This is a genomic window from Arthrobacter sp. CC3, from assembly GCF_039907775.1.
Classification (GTDB): domain Bacteria; phylum Actinomycetota; class Actinomycetes; order Actinomycetales; family Micrococcaceae; genus Arthrobacter.
Genome location: NZ_JARCCY010000070.1, coordinates 1 through 17,163, shown reverse-complemented (window position 1 = coordinate 17,163; position 17,163 = coordinate 1). Strand labels below are relative to the sequence as shown.

Annotated in this window: 18 protein-coding genes; 7 read left to right on the top strand and 11 right to left on the bottom strand. The window is 67.0% G+C overall.

Features of this window, described 5'->3' with window-relative positions; translation table 11 throughout:
- The 3 genes from PV761_RS23215 to PV761_RS23205 all read right to left on the bottom strand — a co-directional run.
- The coding region (locus PV761_RS23215; RefSeq protein WP_347899906.1) for a beta-ketoacyl synthase N-terminal-like domain-containing protein at nt 1-368 on the bottom strand (368 nt) is incomplete at its 3' end.
- A 152-nt stretch (nt 369-520) separates the two neighbouring features.
- Complete coding sequence (locus PV761_RS23210) at nt 521-1,213, bottom strand: pentapeptide repeat-containing protein (RefSeq protein WP_347899905.1); 693 nt, start codon at nt 1,211-1,213, stop codon at nt 521-523.
- Nucleotides 1,213-1,686 (bottom strand): SRPBCC family protein, encoded by a 474-nt coding sequence (locus tag PV761_RS23205; RefSeq protein WP_347899904.1) that lies wholly within the window; start codon nt 1,684-1,686, stop codon nt 1,213-1,215. The genes PV761_RS23210 and PV761_RS23205 overlap by 1 nt, the downstream gene beginning before the upstream one ends.
- A 156-nt stretch (nt 1,687-1,842) precedes the next feature.
- Here PV761_RS23205 and PV761_RS23200 point away from each other — a divergent pair, with 156 nt between their 5' ends.
- Nucleotides 1,843-2,019 (top strand): CsbD family protein, encoded by a 177-nt coding sequence (locus PV761_RS23200; protein WP_347899903.1) that lies wholly within the window; start codon nt 1,843-1,845, stop codon nt 2,017-2,019.
- Between the two features lie 123 nt (nt 2,020-2,142).
- Complete coding sequence (locus PV761_RS23195; RefSeq protein WP_347899902.1) at nt 2,143-2,895, top strand: dienelactone hydrolase family protein; 753 nt, start codon at nt 2,143-2,145, stop codon at nt 2,893-2,895.
- Between the two features lie 245 nt (nt 2,896-3,140).
- Here PV761_RS23195 and PV761_RS23190 read toward each other — a convergent pair whose 3' ends face one another.
- From PV761_RS23190 to PV761_RS23155, 8 genes are all read right to left on the bottom strand, one after another.
- Nucleotides 3,141-4,601, bottom strand: a complete 1,461-nt coding sequence (locus PV761_RS23190; RefSeq protein ID WP_028270012.1) for an amino acid permease — start codon at nt 4,599-4,601, stop codon at nt 3,141-3,143.
- Between the two features lie 206 nt (nt 4,602-4,807).
- The gene (locus tag PV761_RS23185) at nt 4,808-5,125 is read right to left on the bottom strand and encodes a Rieske 2Fe-2S domain-containing protein (protein ID WP_347899901.1); all 318 of its coding nucleotides are present in this window, start codon (nt 5,123-5,125) and stop codon (nt 4,808-4,810) included.
- Nucleotides 5,122-7,728, bottom strand: coding sequence for a nitrite reductase large subunit NirB (gene nirB / locus PV761_RS23180; protein ID WP_347899900.1), 2,607 nt, complete (start codon nt 7,726-7,728; stop codon nt 5,122-5,124). The genes PV761_RS23185 and nirB overlap by 4 nt, the downstream gene beginning before the upstream one ends.
- Nucleotides 7,728-8,075 (bottom strand): hypothetical protein, encoded by a 348-nt coding sequence (locus tag PV761_RS23175; protein WP_028270009.1) that lies wholly within the window; start codon nt 8,073-8,075, stop codon nt 7,728-7,730. The genes nirB and PV761_RS23175 overlap by 1 nt, the downstream gene beginning before the upstream one ends.
- 192 nt (nt 8,076-8,267) lie before the next feature.
- On the bottom strand, nt 8,268-9,914 hold the full coding sequence (locus PV761_RS23170) for an ABC-F family ATP-binding cassette domain-containing protein (protein ID WP_347899899.1): 1,647 nt from the start codon (nt 9,912-9,914) through the stop codon (nt 8,268-8,270).
- A gap of 104 nt (nt 9,915-10,018) precedes the next feature.
- On the bottom strand, nt 10,019-10,894 hold the full coding sequence (locus PV761_RS23165) for a metal ABC transporter permease (RefSeq protein WP_347899898.1): 876 nt from the start codon (nt 10,892-10,894) through the stop codon (nt 10,019-10,021).
- A 3-nt stretch (nt 10,895-10,897) separates the two neighbouring features.
- Entirely contained in the window at nt 10,898-11,689 is a 792-nt protein-coding gene (locus tag PV761_RS23160; protein ID WP_028270006.1) for a metal ABC transporter ATP-binding protein, read from the bottom strand.
- A complete protein-coding gene (locus PV761_RS23155; RefSeq protein WP_028270005.1) occupies nt 11,686-12,666 on the bottom strand; it encodes a metal ABC transporter substrate-binding protein in 981 nt (326 codons plus the stop codon). The genes PV761_RS23160 and PV761_RS23155 overlap by 4 nt, the downstream gene beginning before the upstream one ends.
- A gap of 70 nt (nt 12,667-12,736) precedes the next feature.
- Between PV761_RS23155 and PV761_RS23150 the strand changes: the two genes are divergently transcribed.
- The 5 genes from PV761_RS23150 to PV761_RS23130 are packed head-to-tail and all read left to right on the top strand — an operon-like array spanning nt 12,737 to nt 17,090.
- Entirely contained in the window at nt 12,737-13,498 is a 762-nt protein-coding gene (locus PV761_RS23150; RefSeq protein WP_347899897.1) for a lysostaphin resistance A-like protein, read from the top strand.
- Between the two features lie 50 nt (nt 13,499-13,548).
- Nucleotides 13,549-13,989 (top strand): VOC family protein, encoded by a 441-nt coding sequence (locus PV761_RS23145; protein WP_028270003.1) that lies wholly within the window; start codon nt 13,549-13,551, stop codon nt 13,987-13,989.
- Nucleotides 13,990-14,010: 21 nt separating this feature from the next.
- Entirely contained in the window at nt 14,011-14,979 is a 969-nt protein-coding gene (locus PV761_RS23140; protein ID WP_347899896.1) for a 1,4-dihydroxy-2-naphthoyl-CoA synthase, read from the top strand.
- A gap of 29 nt (nt 14,980-15,008) precedes the next feature.
- Nucleotides 15,009-16,157 carry an AMP-binding protein gene (locus PV761_RS23135; RefSeq protein WP_347899895.1) on the top strand — a complete coding sequence of 383 codons (1,149 nt, stop codon included), beginning with the start codon at nt 15,009-15,011 and terminating at the stop codon, nt 16,155-16,157.
- A gap of 51 nt (nt 16,158-16,208) precedes the next feature.
- Nucleotides 16,209-17,090 (top strand): 1,4-dihydroxy-2-naphthoate polyprenyltransferase, encoded by an 882-nt coding sequence (locus PV761_RS23130; RefSeq protein WP_028270000.1) that lies wholly within the window; start codon nt 16,209-16,211, stop codon nt 17,088-17,090.
- Nucleotides 17,091-17,163 lie beyond the last annotated feature (73 nt).

Here is a 17,163-nt window from a genome sequence, read left to right as displayed (position 1 = left end):
TCGACGCCGCCGGCGATCACGATGTCAGCTGCACCGGACTTGATCATCTGGCTGGCCATGATGATGGCGCTCAGGCCCGAGGCGCACAGCCGGTTGACGGTGATGCCGGGGATGTGGAGGGGCAGGCCTGCCAGCAGGGTGGCCATGCGGGCCACGTTGCGGTTTTCCTCGCCGGCGCCGTTGGCGTTGCCGAGGATCACCTCGTCGATGGTATCGGGGTCAAGGCCTGCGCGGGTGACGGCCTCGCGGACCACGAGGGCGGCGAGGTCATCCGGGCGGACCGCGGAGAGCGCTCCTCCGTAACGGCCCACCGGTGTCCGGGCACCGCCCACCAGAAATGCCTGCGGTCCTGCTACTGCTGAGGCCATGGAAACACCCTTCACGCGATTAACGGCAATGTCATCTGCGGCGGCAAGAGCTCGGGGCCTAATTTACCGACCGTTCGTTCTATAAAGATTACACTGCGGCCGCAAGGGGTCAACCGGGTTACGCAGGAACTCGCCAGCCGCCAGTCTGGAGGCTAGAGGACAGTGATGCCGAGATGGGCTGCCAGGAGCGGTGCCAGCAGGCTCAGCTGGTAGTCGTCGATCACCACGCCGGCCAGGCTCTCGAGTCCGCTGATGGTGCGGAAGTCAGTGCCGCGCAGGTCGAAGTCCTTGAACTTCGCACCGGCCAGGTCCAGGGTGCCGATGGTGCAGTTCTTCAGGGCCACGCGTGTACCCGTCACGGAGCCAAGGTCCAGCTCGTTGATGATGCAGTCGCTGATCTGCACGTCCGTCAGCCTTGAGCCGCGGAGGTTGACGTAGTCCAGCTTGCCGCCGTCGATCCGCACCGACGTCCAGCCGCTCTCGTACAGTTCCGCCGAACCCCACCGTGGATTGCCGATCTCGACGTCGCGGAGCGTGGCCCGCGCGGCGGTAAACACGGGGGCGTAGACGTCGGCCAGGACGCAGTCCCGGAAGCTGGCGCCGCGGAGCTGCGTTTCGTTGAAGGAGGCGCCTTCGAATTCACACTCGGCGAAGTCAGTGCCGCTCAGCTCGAGTCCGTCGGCGTCAGCGCGGCTGAACCTGACGCCGTCGTACCTTTCGCCGCGCTGGAAATCCGGGGACGGCTCATCGCGGAGCTCTTCAAGCCGGACCGGCGAGAGCCGCGGCGCCGTCACCTTGGGCGCTTTTCCTGCGGTACCACTTCCTGCGGCGGGCCTGCCCGCCATCAGAGGGACTCGGCCTTCGCAGCAATCTCGGACAGGTCCCTGGCCAGCATTTTCCTGGTCATGCTCATGCCGATCCTGCCGAAGAGGGCCATCGCGACTTTGCTCAGGAGCGTGGGCTTGACCACCTCGGCGCCGAAGGTCAAAGTCAGGTCCGTCCCGCCGTCGCGCTCGGCAAGAATGAACCGCGTGGTGTAGTCCGCGCCGCCCTGGAGCGCCTTGACGGTTGTGGTGCCGGCCCTGGCGGCCGACGGCGGTTCGGCCTGGGACACCCACATTTCCACGGTTTCGGCCCGGCCCATCATGGTGCGGGTTTCCTTCCACCGGGTGCCTTCGCCGTATCCGCCCTCGCTGAGCATCTGGACGGAGTCGACTCCGGACAGGGTGGCGGCGGAGCCCGGGATGTCCGAGATCACGGCCCACACTTTGTCCGGGCTGGCGTTGACGTGACGGGCGAGGGTGGTCTTGTGGTCCATGCCCCGAGCCTATCCGGCAGCGCCGACAACCGTCACGGGACGACGCCGGATGGACCTTGCCTAACTCATGGACTTATTCCTTGAATTAGTAAGCATGCTTTGTGTTATGGTGAAACCGCTTAGTTTTTTTACCGGCAACGAGAGGTGGAATACACCATGGGTATCGGCGACAAAATTCAGAACGAAGCAGAGCACCTCGGCGGCAAGGCCAAGGAAGCGGCCGGCAACGCCACGGACAATGACCATCTGCGCGCAGAGGGTCAGAAGGACCAGGTTGTTGCTGACGCCAAGAAAGTTGGCGAAAACGTGAAGGACGAGTTCAAAAGAGACTAGAGCATCCCAGGCGGCGGCTTCGGCAGCTGCCACGGGCAACGCGGCGGGCATTCCTTTGGGGGATGCCCGCCGTTTTTGTGAGATTCTCGGGTGGACAGCAACCGCCAACGGAAGGTCCGCCCCATGACGATCATTGACCTCAGCGGCGCGGGCACCCTCGCAGGCGCCCCTCACGGCGGAACTTCCGCCGTCGGCTCGCCGCACCTGCGCGGCTACCTTGCGGAGCCATCCGGGACCGGGCCGTTTCCCGCCGTCCTGATGATCCATGAGGCGTTCGGCCTCAACGACATCGCGCGGCGCCAGGCGGACCGGCTGGCAGCCGCCGGGTACCTGACCCTGGCGGTGGACCTCTTCAGCGACGGCGGACCGCGGCGCTGCCTGGTCGCCACCATGCGTTCGCTCCTGTCCGGCTCGGGTAAGGCCTTCGCGGACCTCGCCGCGGCGCGGGACTGGCTGGAGGAATCGGGGCGCACCAACGGCAAGATCGGCGTCATCGGCTTCTGCATGGGCGGCGGCTTCGCCCTGCTGATCGCCAAGGACGGTTTCGACGCCGCGGCCGTCAATTACGGCAGGCTGCCCAAGAACCCGGAAGAAGCGCTGCTCGGCGCCTGTCCCGTGGTGGGCAATTTCGGCAAGGCGGACCGCTCCCTGCCGGGCGCGGCTGCGAAACTGGAAACCGCACTGGACAAGCTGGGCATCGAACACGACATCAAGGAATTCGACGGCGCCGGACACGCGTTCATGAACGACGCCGAGGAAGGACCCCGCGTGCTGCGCCCGCTCTTCCGCGTCATGGGCGTCAAACCGGACCCGGAAGCGGCGGCGGAGGCCTGGCAGCGGATCGAAGACCACTTCGCCCGGCACCTTAAGGCCTGACCACTCAGCGCGAACGGACAGTTATGGCCCTGCACCAGGGGCTCAAGTGTCCGCTCGCGCTCCTCCGGGGGGCTCAAGTGTCCGCTCGCGCTCCTCCGGGGGCCTCAAGTGTCCGCTCGCGCTTCCCCCGGGCGCTCAAAAGACGGGGACGACGACGGCGGCGGCCGCCTTGGAAGGTGACCGCCGCCGTCGTCGTACTGCTTGGGCGCCTACTGCTTGGGCGCGTACTGCTTGGGTGAAAAGCGTTAGCTGAAGAGCTCGCTCTTCGGTTCGTTGTTCCGGACCTTCTGCCAGCCGAGCCACAGCACCAGGGCGAAGAACGGGATGGTGGCCAAGGTCCAGAGGCCCAGGTGGAAGACCTCGCCGGACTTGCTGGTCATGGTGTCGAAGCCGATCAACACCGTGATGGCCAGCAGGGCAACCAGGCCGGCCCAGCTGCTCCAGGTTCCGCCGGGCGCAGGCAGCGAGGAAACCTTGCCCTTCTTCTTGCGCAGCGCGATCTGGCTGGCGAAGATGGCGCCCCACGTGAAGATCACGCCGATCGAGGCGGAGTTGAGGGCAAGGTCGAACGCGTGCGAGCCGCCCAGCCAGATGTTCAGCAGGATCCCGACGAGGTACACGGCGCCGATGGCCAGGATGGCGGCGTACGGCACGTGGCTCTTGGACATCCGGGTCAGCCATTCCGGGGCGTGGCCGTTGTTGGCCATGGTGCGGAAGATCCGGCCGATCGAGTACAGGCCCGAGTTGCAGGAGGACAGTGCGGCGGTGATGACGATCATGTTCATGACGTCGCCCATCCAGCCCAGGCCCATCTGGCCGAACACGGTGACGAACGGCGAGGTGCCGGCCACGTACTGGTCAGACGGCAGCAGCATGGCCAGCAGCGTCACGGAGCCGACGTAGAACACCACGATGCGGAACACGACGGCGCGGATCGCCTTGGGCACTTCCTTGGCGGGGTCCTGCATTTCGCCGGCCGTAATGCCGACGAGCTCGATGCCGTTGTAGGCGAAGATCACGGCGTTCAGGACCAGGATCATGACGAGTGCGCCCTTGGGGAACATTCCGCCTTCGGCCGCGAAGAGGTTGTTGACCGATGCGTGGCCGTCGCCCACCTGGGCGTTGGTAACCACCATGAAGGTGCCCACGGCCAGGAAGATCACGATGGCGCCGACCTTGAGGCAGGAGGCCCAGAATTCGAATTCGCCGAACGCCTTGACGCTCAGGAGGTTGACGCCCACCAGCAGCAGCAGTGCTGCGATGGCCGACAGTTCAACGGGCACGTTGGGGAAGAAGAACTGGAAGTACAGTCCGATCGCGATGAGCTCGGCGATGCCGGTCATGGCCCAGTTGATGAAGTACATCCAGCCGGACAGGTACGCGCCCTTCTTGCCGAACATTTCGCCGGCGTAGCTGACGAAGGAACCCGACGTCTGGCGGTACATGATGAGTTCGCCGAGCGCGCGCATCAGCAGGTACGCGATGACGCCGGCAATGGCGTAGGAGAAGATCAGCGCGGGGCCGGTGGAGGCCAGGCGTCCGCCGGCACCCATGAAGAGGCCGACGCCGATGGCGCCGCCCATGGCGATCATGGTGACCTGGCGGCCGCTCAGGGACTTCTTGTAGCCCTCGGCGCTGAGGGTGGAGTCGACGACGGCGGATTGCGCCGGCGGGCTCACGAGTTCTGTGGGGGTACTTTGTGGCACAACTGTTCCTTGTGGGTCGGGGGATGGCCGGCTCAGTAACGCGGAGCTTAGATTCGGATAATTCGGGTTTATCCCCCGGTTGGGGCAATTATCCGGAGCAAAACTCGCAGGCGTCGAAGTTCGCGCGGCCTCCCCAGTTTACAAGCCCGGCGGAACCGTCAGTGACGCAGACAACAGTTGAAAGGAGATATGCCGAATAAATTCATCTACCTCGCCGCGGTTCGCAGAATAATATTCTGATGATTGTCCATTTGGACGTCGTAGCTGGTCAGAGGTTCGGCGCCGGTGGTGGAACAGCCGGTGTCCAGGCTGAAGGCGTTTTGGTGCAGCGGGCACAGGACCTGGTCCTGGTCGATGGTGCCGTCCGCGATCGGGCCCCCCTTGTGCGGGCACACGGCGGACAGCGCCCGAAGGCTCCCATCGCGGAGCCGGAACACCGCCACCTGCTCCCCGTCGACGCCGAAGGCCCGCCCCTCACCGAAGGGGATCTGGTCCACCGGGCCCAGGTTGAAGCCCGCGTTCATCGGACCGGCACCTGGGGAAGAACCGTCAGCGGCAGCGAGGTGCGGAACTGCCCGGGCGTCAGCGGATCGTCGCGTTCAGTCCACGGATCCACATAGCTGTCCACGGAGGCCTGCATCGCGGCGTCCAACCCGTCGGCAAGGCCCTCGGCATCGTCCACCACGACAGCCCGGATGTGGTCGATGCCCACCCGCGGCACGAACGAATACGTCCGCTCCAGCCAGTTGGCGTTCTCCCGGTAGTACTGCATGAACCGGCCCGTCAGCAGTTTGACCTCCCCCGGGTCATCGACGGTGGCCAGCAGGTCGCCTTTGCGGATGTGGGCGCCGGCCGCTCCCCCGACATAGATTTCCCAGCGGCCGCCTTCCACGGCCACCACGCCCACGTCCTTGACCAGCGACTCGGCGCAGTTCCGCGGGCAGCCGGACACCGCAAGCTTCAGTTTGGCCGGCGCCTCGATGCCCTGGAACCGCGACTCGATGTCGATGCCCAGCCTGGTGGAATCGCCGGTCCCGTAACGGCAGAAGTCCTTGCCCACGCACGTCTTGACCGTGCGGAAGCTCTTCCCGTAGGCGTAGCCGGACGGCATGTCCAGGTCCGCCCAGACCTGCGGCAGGTCTTCCTTGGGAACACCCAGCAGGTCGATGCGCTGCCCGCCGGTGAGCTTGATCAGCGGGATGTTGTGCTTCTCGGCGACGTCGGCAATCCGGCGCAGCTGCTGCACGGAGGTCACGCCGCCCTTCATCTGCGGCACCACGGAGAACGTGCCGTCCCGCTGGATGTTCGCGTGCACGCGGTCGTTGATGAACCGGGCGTCCCGCTCGTCGATGTACTGGTCCGCCAGCATCATCTTCATCAGCGACGCCAGGCCCATCTTCGATTTCGCGTCCTCCGCGCTGCCCGGTGCCAGGGCGGCGAACACGGAGGACACCGAGCGGAGCCCCTGCTTGCGGATGGCCGCCATCAGCGAGGCCTTGTCCAGCGGGATGCCCGGGACGTAATAGCTGGCGGCCGGGTCCTCCGCCACGTCGCCGTCGGCCGCCCATTCCACCACCTGCTTTACCAGCAGCTTGCAGGAACCGCAGCCTTTGCCGGCCCGCGTGGCGTCCATGGCGCCGGCCACGGTGTTGCACCCGCCTTTGACCACATCCACCAGGGATTTCTTGCTGACGCCGTTGCAGTTGCACACCTGGGCGTCGTCGTTGAGCTCGGCCACGCCCTGTTCCTCCCCGGGACCGCCCAGGTCGAACATCAGCACGATCCGCTCCTCCGGCAGGGGCAGCCCCTTGTCGAAGGCCTGGGTCAGGTAGGCCACCTTGCGGCTGTCACCGAGGAGCGTGGCGCCCACCATCTTGTTGTCCCGGATGACGATGGACTTGAACACCCCGCGGCTGGGCTCGGAGAACACGATGTGTTCGTCCGTCTCCCGTTCCGGGCCCTGCAGGCCCATGGAAGCGACCTCGACGCCGGCAACCTTGAGTTTCGTGGCGATCCGGGAGCCAAGGTACGCCGCGGCAGAGTCCGCGCCCGTGACGTGGTTGGCGAGCACCACGGCCTGCTCCCAGAGAGGGGCCACCAGGCCGTAGACCTCGCCGCGGTGCTGGACGCATTCCCCCACGGCATAGATGTCGTCCTCGTCCACCACGCGCAGCTGGTCGTCCACCACGATGGCGCGTTCCACATGCAGTCCGCTGAGGACGGCGACATCCACGTTCGGGCGGATTCCGGCGGCCACCACCACCATGTCGCAGTCGATGTCCGGCCGGTCCCGCAGCCGGACGCCGGTGACCTTGTCCGTGCCCAGGACCGCGGTGGTGCGGCTGCCGGTATGCACCCGGATCCCGAGCGCTTCGACGCTCCGGCGCAGGATCGCGCCGCCGTCGGGCCCCATCTGGGCGTTCATGAGGTGCCCGCCGGAGTGCACCACGTCCACGTCGATGCCGTGGCTTTGGAGCCCGCGCGCGGCTTCGAGCCCCAGCAGGCCGCCGCCGATCACCACGGCCCTGCGTCGCCTGTCCGAGGGATGGCCTTCGTCCTGCGCGTGCTTCACCATGTTGCGGGTGTCATCGATGGTGCGGAACGTGAAGACCCCGGGCTTGATGGAGCCGCTAGGGGTATACAGGCCGTCCATGGGCGGCATGAACGACTGGCTGCCGGTAGCGATGATCAGCACGTCATACGGGACTACGTGGCCGTTGTTGGCGAAGACGTATTTGGTGAACCGGTCGATCCGTTCCACCCGCACCCCGGCGTGCAGCGTGATGTTGTTGTCCTGGTACCAGTGCAGGGAGTTCAGGAAGATGTCCGCGTCGCTTTCCTCGCCGGAGAGGACGTGGCTGAGCATGATCCGGTTGTAGTTGCCGTAGGGCTCGTCGCCGAACATGGTGATGGTGAACTGCTCGGCGCCGCCGCGGGCAAGGATTTCCTCCACGGCCCGGGCACCGGCCATGCCGTTGCCGATCACCACCAGCCGACGGCGGGCGTCCCGTGTTCCGGGCGGCCGCTTGCCCTTCGACGCGGGAACAGGGCCGGGCAACCTGTGCTGGGCTTTGTGCTGTCCTTTGTGCTGGGACGTGGGCTGCGTCTTGTCTGTGACGGCGGTCATCAGTGTTCCACCATGCCCAGGTCAATCACGACGAAGCCCGCCACGCCCTCGGCCGCCAGCAGGAACACCTCAATCACCGAGCCGCCCTCGATGTCCTCCACCACGCGGAGCGGCACGTGGACGTCGCTCTTGGCGCCGATGGGGAAATACCGCATGGGCACGCCGTCGCGCATCAGGACCACGGTGATCAGCTCGGAACTGGAGTTCCCGCCCCGGAAGTAGAGGGTCTGGTTGATGATTCCGTCCGGAACGAAGTGGGCAAGCTCCCGGTGGATGGGGGCGGGCTTGTCGAGGCCCGCTCCTTCGAAGGGGAAAACGCCCTGCAGGAAAAGGTTCTTGGTGATCATGGGAGGGATCCTTTCGGCCGGCTGGGTAGGCCCGGCGGCTGAGCGCGCGGGTGCTACTTGAGCGTGGGAATCACTGACTCCCTTCCATCCTGCTCCGCAGTTGTTTCGGCCCGGCGCGTGCGGCGTAACGATCCTTTAACGCAAACCTCACCGTTTTCCGGGCTGCTTCCGCGCCCCGCAAACGACGCGAAGCTAGACGAGCGCGCCGTCCCGCATGGCGTACCGGAGCCAGCTCCCGCCGGCGCCTTCCCGTGCGGCGCATTTGCTGAACCACTCCCCCAGCGCGCGGTCGTGGCTCACCATGATCAGCGTTCCGCCGAATTCCGAAAGGGCCGTTTCCAGCTGCTCCACCAGGACGGGCGCCAGGTGGTTGGTGGGTTCGTCCACGAGCATCGTGCCGAAGCCGCCCAGCAGCAGCCGGGCCAGGGCGAGCCTGCGCTGCTGCCCGGCGGACAGGCTGCCCACGGGCACGTGGAATTCGGTGGTCCGGAAGAGGCCCAGCCGCAGCAGAGCCTCCGCATGTTCGTCGATGTTCCCGCCCAGGCCGGAGACGAAGGCCGGGAGCAGCCGCTGCCCCGGGCGCTGCGGCGGCTCCAGTTCCTGCTGCAGGTAGCCGATCCGGCCGTGCCGCACCACGGTGCCCGCATCGGGTTCCAGGGTTCCCGCAAGGACGGACAGCAGCGTGGATTTGCCGGCGCCGTTCGGACCCGTGATCAGGATCTTCTGGCCGGCCTCCACCCGGAAATCGGTCCGTTCCAGCCGGCCGTGAACTTCCACGCCGCGCGCCTCCAGGGCGGGGGCGTCCAGGGCAGCGCCGTCGGACCCGCCCTGGAGGTCCACCGCCAGCTTCAGGGGAACCGGCGGGCGGTCCACTGGGTTGGCCTCGAGCCGGCGGAGCCGCTCCTGGGCGTTGCGGACCTTGCTGCTGGCTGCCTGCTGCCAGGTGCCGGCCTTGAAGTCGAAGCCCATCTTGTCGCCGTCGCGCCGGCGGGCGTAGCCCATTTTCCCGGCCACGGTGTCCGCCTGCAGGCGTTCTGCGGCCATGGCATGGAGCCAGCCGCGGTACTGCTGCACCCAGCGTTCACGCTCGGCCGCCTTCTCCCGCAGGTACCCTTCGTAACCGTTCCCGTAGCGGTTGACAGCGCACCGTTCGGCGTCCACTTCGATGACGGAAACGGCCACCTTGCGCAGCAGCGCCCGGTCATGGGAAACCACGACGACGGTCCCCCGGTGGGCGGCCAGCCGCGCCTCGAGCCAGGCAGTGCCGCTCGTGTCCAAATGGTTGGTGGGCTCGTCCAGCAGGAGGATGTCCGCGGGGTCAGCCAGCACGCAGGCCAGCGCCACCCGGTGCTGCTCCCCTCCGGAAAGCGAACCCAGCGTCCGCTGCCGGTCCAGTCCGCCCAGGCCCAGCCGGTCCAGTGCCGCTTCCACGCGCGACTCCGCCGCGTAGCCTTCGCGGAGCTGGTATTCGGTCTGCAGGTTGCCGTAGCGCTCCAGTTGCTCCTCGTCCGCATCGGCCAGGCCGGATTCCAGGCTGTCCAGCTCGGCCTCGACGGCGCGGAGTGAGGCCAGCGCCTCATCGATGGCGTTGCCCACCGTGAAGGATGCCGGCAGGCCGGTGGTCTGGGCGAGGTACCCGATGCGTCCGTGGCTGGCGGCCGTGCCTTGATTCGGCGGCTCTAGACCGGCCAGGATGCGCAGCAGGGTTGATTTGCCGGCTCCGTTTTCGCCGACGACGGCCACGTGCTCGCCGGCGCCAATCGTGAGGTCGACGGCAGCAAAAAGCTGGCGGTCACCGTAGCCATGGGTGACGCCGGTCAGGGAAAGGTGTTCAGTCAAGGGAAGTCCTAACGGGGTCCGGGAAATGGGCGCTGCTGGTTAGGACTTCATCGCTCCAGCCTGCCCGGCCGGACCCCCGGCGTCAAGCGCCGCCGTCGTACGCTTCACGCGGCGAGCGCCACTGCCTTCCTGCGGCGGGCCTTCGCCAGCCGGGTGCCGATCAGCCCCTGGCGGGGGCTGAACAGGTAGACGGCGGCGAACACCACACCCTGGGTGAGCACCACCATGGCGCCGGACGCGGTGTCCAGGTAGTAGCTCAGGTAGATGCCGGCGATGGAGCACACTGCGGAGACCACCGGGGCGATCACCAGCATGCGGGAGAACCGGTCGGTGAGCAGGTACGCCGTGGCCCCGGGGATGATCAGCATGGCCACCACCAGCACCACCCCGACCGTCTGCAGGGCCACCACGGAGGTCAGCGCGAGCAGGCCCAGCAGCAACGCTCCCAGCCGCTTGGGCGACAGCCCGATGGCGTGGGCGTGCACGGGGTCGAAGGCGTACAGCGTGAGGTCGCGGCGCTTGAGGATCAGGATGGCGAACGCCACCACACCCAGCACCAGCACCTGGATGAGGTCCGGGATGCTGACGCCCAGCAGGTTGCCGAAGATGATGTGGTTGAGGTCGGTCTGGCTGGGCGTGACGGAGATGAGCACCAGGCCCAGGGCGAACAGCGAGGTGAACACGATGCCGATCGCCGCGTCCTCCTTCACCCGGCTGGTGTTCCGGACCACCCCGATCAGGGTGACGGCGATCAGTGCGAACACCAGCGCCCCCAGGGCGAACGGCGCGCCGACGATGTAGGCAAGCACGACGCCGGGCAGCACGGCGTGGGAAACGGCGTCACCCATGAGCGACCAGCCGATCAGCACCAGCCAGCAGCTCAGGACGGCGCAGACCACGGCGGCGAGCGCCGTGGTGATGATGGCGCGCACCATGAAGTCGTAGCTCAATGGCTCCAGCACGATGTCGAAGAGGTCCATGGCTTAGCTCCAGTCCTGTTGCTTGGAAAGGCGGCGCTGGTTGGCAGTTTCCTGCTCCGGAAGGTCCCGGTTGAGGACGTCCAGGCCGAAGGCCATGGCCAGGTGTTCGGGCTGCAGGACCACCTCGGGCGGGCCGTGCATCAGGACCTTGCGCATCAGCAGCACGGCTTCGTCGCACAGCTGCGGCAGGGCGTGGAGGTCGTGCGTGGAGATGAGGATGGTGCAGCCGTCCGAGGCGAGTTCCCGCAGCAGGCGGGTGATGGTGGCTTCGGAGCGCTTGTCCACGCCGGCGAACGGCTCGTCCAGGAGCATCATCGTGGCACCTTGGGCGATGCCCCGGGCCACGAACGCGCGCTTCTTCTGGCCGCCGGACAGCTGGCCGATCTGCCGGTTCGCGAACTCGGACAGTTCCACCCGGTCCAGGGCGAGGTCGACGGCGGCGCGGTCAGCCTTGGAGGGGCGGCGGGTGAAGCCCTGGTGCCCGTAGCGGCCCATCATCACCACGTCGCGGACGGACAGCGGGAACTGCCAGTCCACGTCCTCGCTCTGCGGGACATAGCCGATTCCCCCCTCCTTGCGCGCCTTGGCCGGTGACTGGCCATGGATCAGCACGCGGCCGGCGTCGGGCTTGATCATTCCCATGATCACCTTGAACAGCGTGGACTTGCCGGAGCCGTTCATGCCGATCAGGCCGCAGATCCGGGCGGTGTCCAGGCTGAGCGATGCCGCGTCCAGCGCCAGGACTTCGCCGTAGTGGACGGTGACGTTTTCAACGAGGATGGCCGGAGTGCTCATGATCCTGCACCCGCCGGGGCACTAACCAGTGCTTCGGTGATGAGTTTGGAGTCGTGCCGGATGAGGTCCAGGTACGTGGGCACGGGGCCGTCCGCCTCGGACAGCGAGTCAACGTAGAGCACGCCGCCGAATTTTGCACCCGTGGCTCCCACCACCTGGCGCATGGGGGCGTCGGACACCGTGGATTCGCAGAAGACGGCCGGGACTTTGTTGGCCTTGACGAATTCGATGGCCCGGGCGATCTGCTGCGGCGTGGCCTGCTGTTCGGCGTTGACTGCCCAGATGTAGACCTCCTTGAGGCCGGCGTCGCGGGTCAGGTAGGAGAAGGCGCCTTCGCAGGTCACCAGGGCACGCTGTGCCGCGGGGACGGTGGCGAGCTTCTGCACCATCTCGTCCTTCACGGCCTGCAGTTTGGCCTTGTAGGCCGCACCGTTCGCCTCGAACGTGGCGGCATTGTCCGGATCGAGCTTAGAGAACGCCTTCACCATGTTGTCCACGTAGATCTGCACGTTCACGGGCGACATCCACGCGTGCGGGTTCGGCTTGCCCTGGTAAGAGTCCTCGCTGATGGACATCACCTTCACGCCCTCGCTCACCACGGCATGCGGGACGTCCAGGCCCTCGACGAACTGGGCAAACCACGCTTCCAGGTTCAGGCCGTTGTCCAGGATCAGGTCCGCCTTCGAGGCCTTGCGGATGTCGCCGGGCGTGGGCTCGTAGCCGTGGATTTCGGCGCCGGCCTTGGTGATGGATTCGACCTGCAGCTTGTCCCCTGCCACGTTCTGGGCGACGTCGGCCAGCACGGTGAAGGTGGTGAGCACCACGGGCTTCTCATCGCCGGGGCCCTGGCCGGGAGCGGCACCCCCGCAGGCGGCCAGGGACAGGAAGAGGAAAGCGGCGACGACGGCGGCTCCGGCAGAGCGGAGGAAACCGGTTCGGCGGACTACTTTGGCGCACCGAAACAGAAATTTAGGCATACCGAACATTCTACCGGGCGCCCTAACTCCGCTGCAACGCCGGCAGTCATTGGCCAGCTAGGCTGGACACATGGGAACAGCTGTCCGCAATTCCCCGGCGCCACGGCCGGAGCTCTACCGTTTTTCCGCGCTCGACTACACCACCGTGGGGCTCTACGTGGCCGTCGCCGCGCTCTTTGCGGTTGCCGGACCGCTGCTGCAGCCGTTGCTGCTGCAACTGTCCCCGGACCCCACCGTGGCCGTGTACTCGGTGAACCTGCTGTTCTACGGCGGCGTGGGAATCCTGGCCGTCGCCGCCGCCCGCCGCGTCGCCTCCCGCGACCTCCGCGTGCTGGCCACTCGTCCGTGGTTCACGCTCATCATGATCCCGGTGGCAGTGGTGGCCATGCTGATCCTGACCGCCATCCTGGTGGCCCTGACCGGACCCGTGCAGGGCTCCGCCAACCAGGCCAACGTGCAGGCACTCGTGCAGCAGGTATCGCCGTGGCTGATCGTGCCCCTGCTGGTGATTGTGGGCCCGTTCGTGGAGGAGTACATCTTCCGCCACCTGCTGATCGGCAAGCTGAGCCGGCGCGTCAACATCTGGGTGTGCTGCGTCCTGTCCACCTTCCTCTTCGCCGCCCTGCACATCGTGGGCCAGGAAACGCTGACCCTGCCCGTGCTGATGCCGTACCTCGCCATGGGCGCCACGCTGGTGTTCGTGTACGTGTGGACCGGGAAAAACCTGATGTTCAGCTACTTCGTGCACGCCGCCAAGAACCTGCTGGCAGTGGTGTTCATCTACGCCATCCCGCCCGAACTGATGGAGCAGCTGCAGCAGGTCCAGCCCTAGGACCCGTCCGCCCCCTACCGCCGCGCCCGCCGCCGTCGTACTTTTGGGTAATGGGACTCAACATTCAGATCGTCATCGACTGCAAAAACCCGCACGAGCTTGCCGACTGGTGGGCGGACACACTGGACTGGGCCGTGGAGCCGCAGGACGAGGGCTTCATCCGGTCCATGATCGAGCAGGGGTACGCCACCGAAGCCGAGACCAAAACCCACAAGGGCAAACTGGTCTGGGAGGCCGGGGCCGCCATCCGGCCGGCGGAAGAGATCGATGCCAAGGCTCCGGAACGCCGGCTGCTGTTCCAGACCGCGCCCGAGGGAAAGACCGTCAAGAACCGGGTGCACTGGGATGTCCGCCTGGATGGAAGGGACAAGGATGAGGTGCGCAAAGAGCTGGAGGCACGCGGCGCAACGTTCCTCTGGACGGCCAGCCAGGGGCCGCACGAATGGCACACCATGGCGGACCCCGAAGGCAACGAGTTCTGCATCAGCTGAGGCGATTACTAGACTCGGTCTGTGAGCAACGTATTTCCAGCCAAGGTATCCGACGTCTTTGACCCCTCCCGGTGGCGCACCGTGGCCGGCTTCGACGACTTCCAGGACATGACCTACCACCGGCAGGTGGAGCGGGATTCGGACGGCGCGGTGCTGCGGGACCTGCCCACGGTCCGCATCGCCTTCAACCGCCCGGAGGTCCGCAACGCCTTCCGCCCGGGCACCGTGGACGAGCTCTACCGGGCCATGGACCACGCCCGCATGACCCCCAACGTGGCCACCGTGCTGCTGACCGGCAACGGGCCCTCGCCCAAGGACGGCGGGCACTCCTTCTGCTCCGGCGGAGACCAGCGCATCCGGGGCCGCGACGGGTATCGGTACGTAGTACAGAACGCAGCAGACGGCGAAACCAAGGAGACCATCGATCCCGCCCGCGCCGGCAGGCTGCACATCCTGGAAGTCCAGCGGCTCATGCGCACCATGCCCAAGGTGGTCATCGCCGTCGTCAACGGCTGGGCCGCCGGCGGCGGGCACTCGCTGCACGTCGTCTCGGACCTCACCATCGCCTCCCGCCAGTACGGCAAGTTCAAGCAGACGGACGCCACCGTGGGAAGTTTCGACGCCGGCTACGGCTCCGCGCTGCTGGCCCGCCAGATCGGCCAGAAGGCCGCCCGCGAGATCTTCTTCCTGGCCCGCGAATACTCTGCCGAGGACATGGTCCGGATGGGCGCAGTCAACGAGGCCGTGGACCACGAACGCCTCGAGGAAGTCGCCCTGGAGTACGCGGCGGACATCGCGCGGCAGTCGCCGCAGGCCATCCGCATGCTCAAGTTCGCCTTCAACCTGGCCGACGACGGCCTGGCCGGGCAGCAGGTCTTCGCCGGCGAAGCCACCCGGCTGGCCTACATGACGGACGAGGCCGTGGAAGGCAAGGAAGCCTTCCTCGAGAAGCGGGACCCCGACTGGTCCCAGTTCCCGTACTACTTCTAAAGCCCGCCCCACTGACGAAGGCAGCCCCTGTGACCTCCCAGCTTCCGAACATCGAGCCTGCACTCAAGGCGCTGGCGGACGCCCTCCACGGCGAGGGCCCCGCCGTCGAGCTTTCCGCCGACGCCGACGGCAACCTGGTGGTCTCCGCCGTGGAAACGCCGGGCTTCGAGGACGCCGCCGTGGTGGTGCGGACCTCGGGTTCCACCGGTACGCCCAAGGCAACGGTCCTCACGGTGGAGGCCCTGGCGGCGTCCTCCGTGGCCACCGCCTTCGCACTCAAGGGCGAGGGCCAGTGGCTGCTGGCCCTCCCCGCGCAGTACGTGGCCGGGGTACAGGTCCTGGTGCGCTCCCTCTTCGCCGGCACCCGGCCGTGGGCCATGGACCTCTCCGGCGGCTTCACGCCGGAGGCCTTCACCGCGGCTGCACAGGAGCTCACGGACAAGATCCGCTTCACCTCCCTGGTGCCCACGCAGCTGCAGCGGCTGCTGGACGCCCCGTCCGCTGAAACGCTGGCCGCCCTCCGCCGCTTCAACGGAATCCTGCTCGGCGGCGGCCCCGCGTCGCCCGAACTGCTCGCCGCGGCCCGCGACGCCGGCGCGCGTGTGATCACCACCTACGGTTCCGCGGAAACCTGCGGCGGCTGCGTCTACGACGGCTTCCCGCTCGAGGACGTACTCGCCCGCGTGGACGGGGACGGCCGGATCCTGCTGGGCGGCGCCACCCTCGCCGCCGGCTACCTCGGCGACCCCGCCCTCACCGCCGACGCCTTCTTCGAGGAGGACGGCGTCCGCTGGTACCGCACCAGCGACCTCGGCTCCATCGACGCCACCGGGAAGCTCACCGTGCTGGGCCGCGTCGACGACGTCATCATCACCGGAGGCGTCAAGGTGTCCGCCACGCACGTGCAGGCAGAGCTGGAAAAGCTCGACGGCGTGCTGGCGGCCTTCGTGGCCGGCGTCCCGTCGGAGGAATGGGGCCAGGCGGTGGCGGCCTACGTCGCCGTGGACGACGCCACGCCCGCCGGCATCGAAGGCTTCACCGCGCGGCGCCACGATGCACTGGGCGCCCTGGCGCCCAAAACCGTCCTGGCTGCCGGGGAACTCATGATGCTGCCCAACGGCAAACCGGACCGCCTCGGCATGACCGTTCTGCTGGACGCCCTGCATCAGGGAAAATAGAAAAGCTCTTCCCAAGCTGAACCGAACAACGAACCAATCGGAGTACTGACCGTGGCTACAGCCGCACAATGGATCCAAGGCGCCCGACCGCGCACCCTGCCGGCTGCCATCGCACCGGTCCTGATCGGCACTGCCGCGGCCTTCGAGATGGACGCGTTCAAGCCCGTCAACGCCATCCTGGCCGCGCTGGTGGCCCTGCTGCTGCAGGTGGGCGTGAACTACGCCAACGACTACTCGGACGGCATCCGGGGCACGGACGAGGACCGCGTGGGCCCGCTCCGCCTGGTGGGCTCCGGCGCTGCGAAGCCGGAGATGGTGAAGCGCGCCGCGTTCGCCGCGTTCGGGCTGGCGATGCTGTTCGGCCTGGTGCTTGTGCTCATCACGCAGGCGTGGTGGCTGATCCTGGTGGGTCTCGGCTGCGTCCTGGCGGCCTGGGGGTACACCGGCGGCAAGAACCCGTACGGCTACATGGGCCTGGGCGACGTGTTCGTGTTTGTGTTCTTCGGCCTGGTGGCCACCCTTGGCACCACCTACACGCAGGCGGGGCAGGTCAGCCTGCCTGCCATCATCGGCGCAATAGGCACCGGGCTGATCGCGTGCGCGCTCCTGATGGCGAACAATGTCCGGGACATCCCCACGGACATGCAGGCGGGCAAGAAGACACTGGCCGTGCGGCTGGGTGACAAGCACGCCCGCGAAAGCTACGTGCTGATGCTCGCCGTGGCCATCCTGCTGGTGATCGTCCTGGCACCGTCGCGCCCGTGGATGCTCATCGTGCTGCTGCTGATCCCGGCCAGCCTGATGCCCTCTTGGCTGATGATCAACGGCCGGAAGCGCAAGAGCCTGATCCCGGTCCTGAAGCAGACGGGCATGATCAACCTGGGTTACAGCGTGCTGTTCTCGCTGGGCCTCGTGCTAAGCCACGGGCTCTAAGCCTCGATCCACCGGTTGTGTTTGATGGGGCGGGGTCGTTCTGATCTTGGTCCGGGTTCGGTCGATGGGCATG

Coding starts and splice junctions, on each gene's coding strand:
- PV761_RS23210 (WP_347899905.1), bottom strand. CDS start 1,213: ATGGCGGGCAGGCCCGCCGCAGGAAGTGGTACCGCAGGAAAAGCGCCC.
- PV761_RS23205 (WP_347899904.1), bottom strand. CDS start 1,686: ATGGACCACAAGACCACCCTCGCCCGTCACGTCAACGCCAGCCCGGAC.
- PV761_RS23200 (WP_347899903.1), top strand. CDS start 1,843: ATGGGTATCGGCGACAAAATTCAGAACGAAGCAGAGCACCTCGGCGGC.
- PV761_RS23195 (WP_347899902.1), top strand. CDS start 2,143: ATGACGATCATTGACCTCAGCGGCGCGGGCACCCTCGCAGGCGCCCCT.
- PV761_RS23185 (WP_347899901.1), bottom strand. CDS start 5,125: ATGAACGCGGGCTTCAACCTGGGCCCGGTGGACCAGATCCCCTTCGGT.
- nirB (WP_347899900.1), bottom strand. CDS start 7,728: ATGACCGCCGTCACAGACAAGACGCAGCCCACGTCCCAGCACAAAGGA.
- PV761_RS23175 (WP_028270009.1), bottom strand. CDS start 8,075: ATGATCACCAAGAACCTTTTCCTGCAGGGCGTTTTCCCCTTCGAAGGA.
- PV761_RS23165 (WP_347899898.1), bottom strand. CDS start 10,894: ATGGACCTCTTCGACATCGTGCTGGAGCCATTGAGCTACGACTTCATG.
- PV761_RS23160 (WP_028270006.1), bottom strand. CDS start 11,689: ATGAGCACTCCGGCCATCCTCGTTGAAAACGTCACCGTCCACTACGGC.
- PV761_RS23155 (WP_028270005.1), bottom strand. CDS start 12,666: ATGCCTAAATTTCTGTTTCGGTGCGCCAAAGTAGTCCGCCGAACCGGT.
- PV761_RS23150 (WP_347899897.1), top strand. CDS start 12,737: ATGGGAACAGCTGTCCGCAATTCCCCGGCGCCACGGCCGGAGCTCTAC.
- PV761_RS23145 (WP_028270003.1), top strand. CDS start 13,549: ATGGGACTCAACATTCAGATCGTCATCGACTGCAAAAACCCGCACGAG.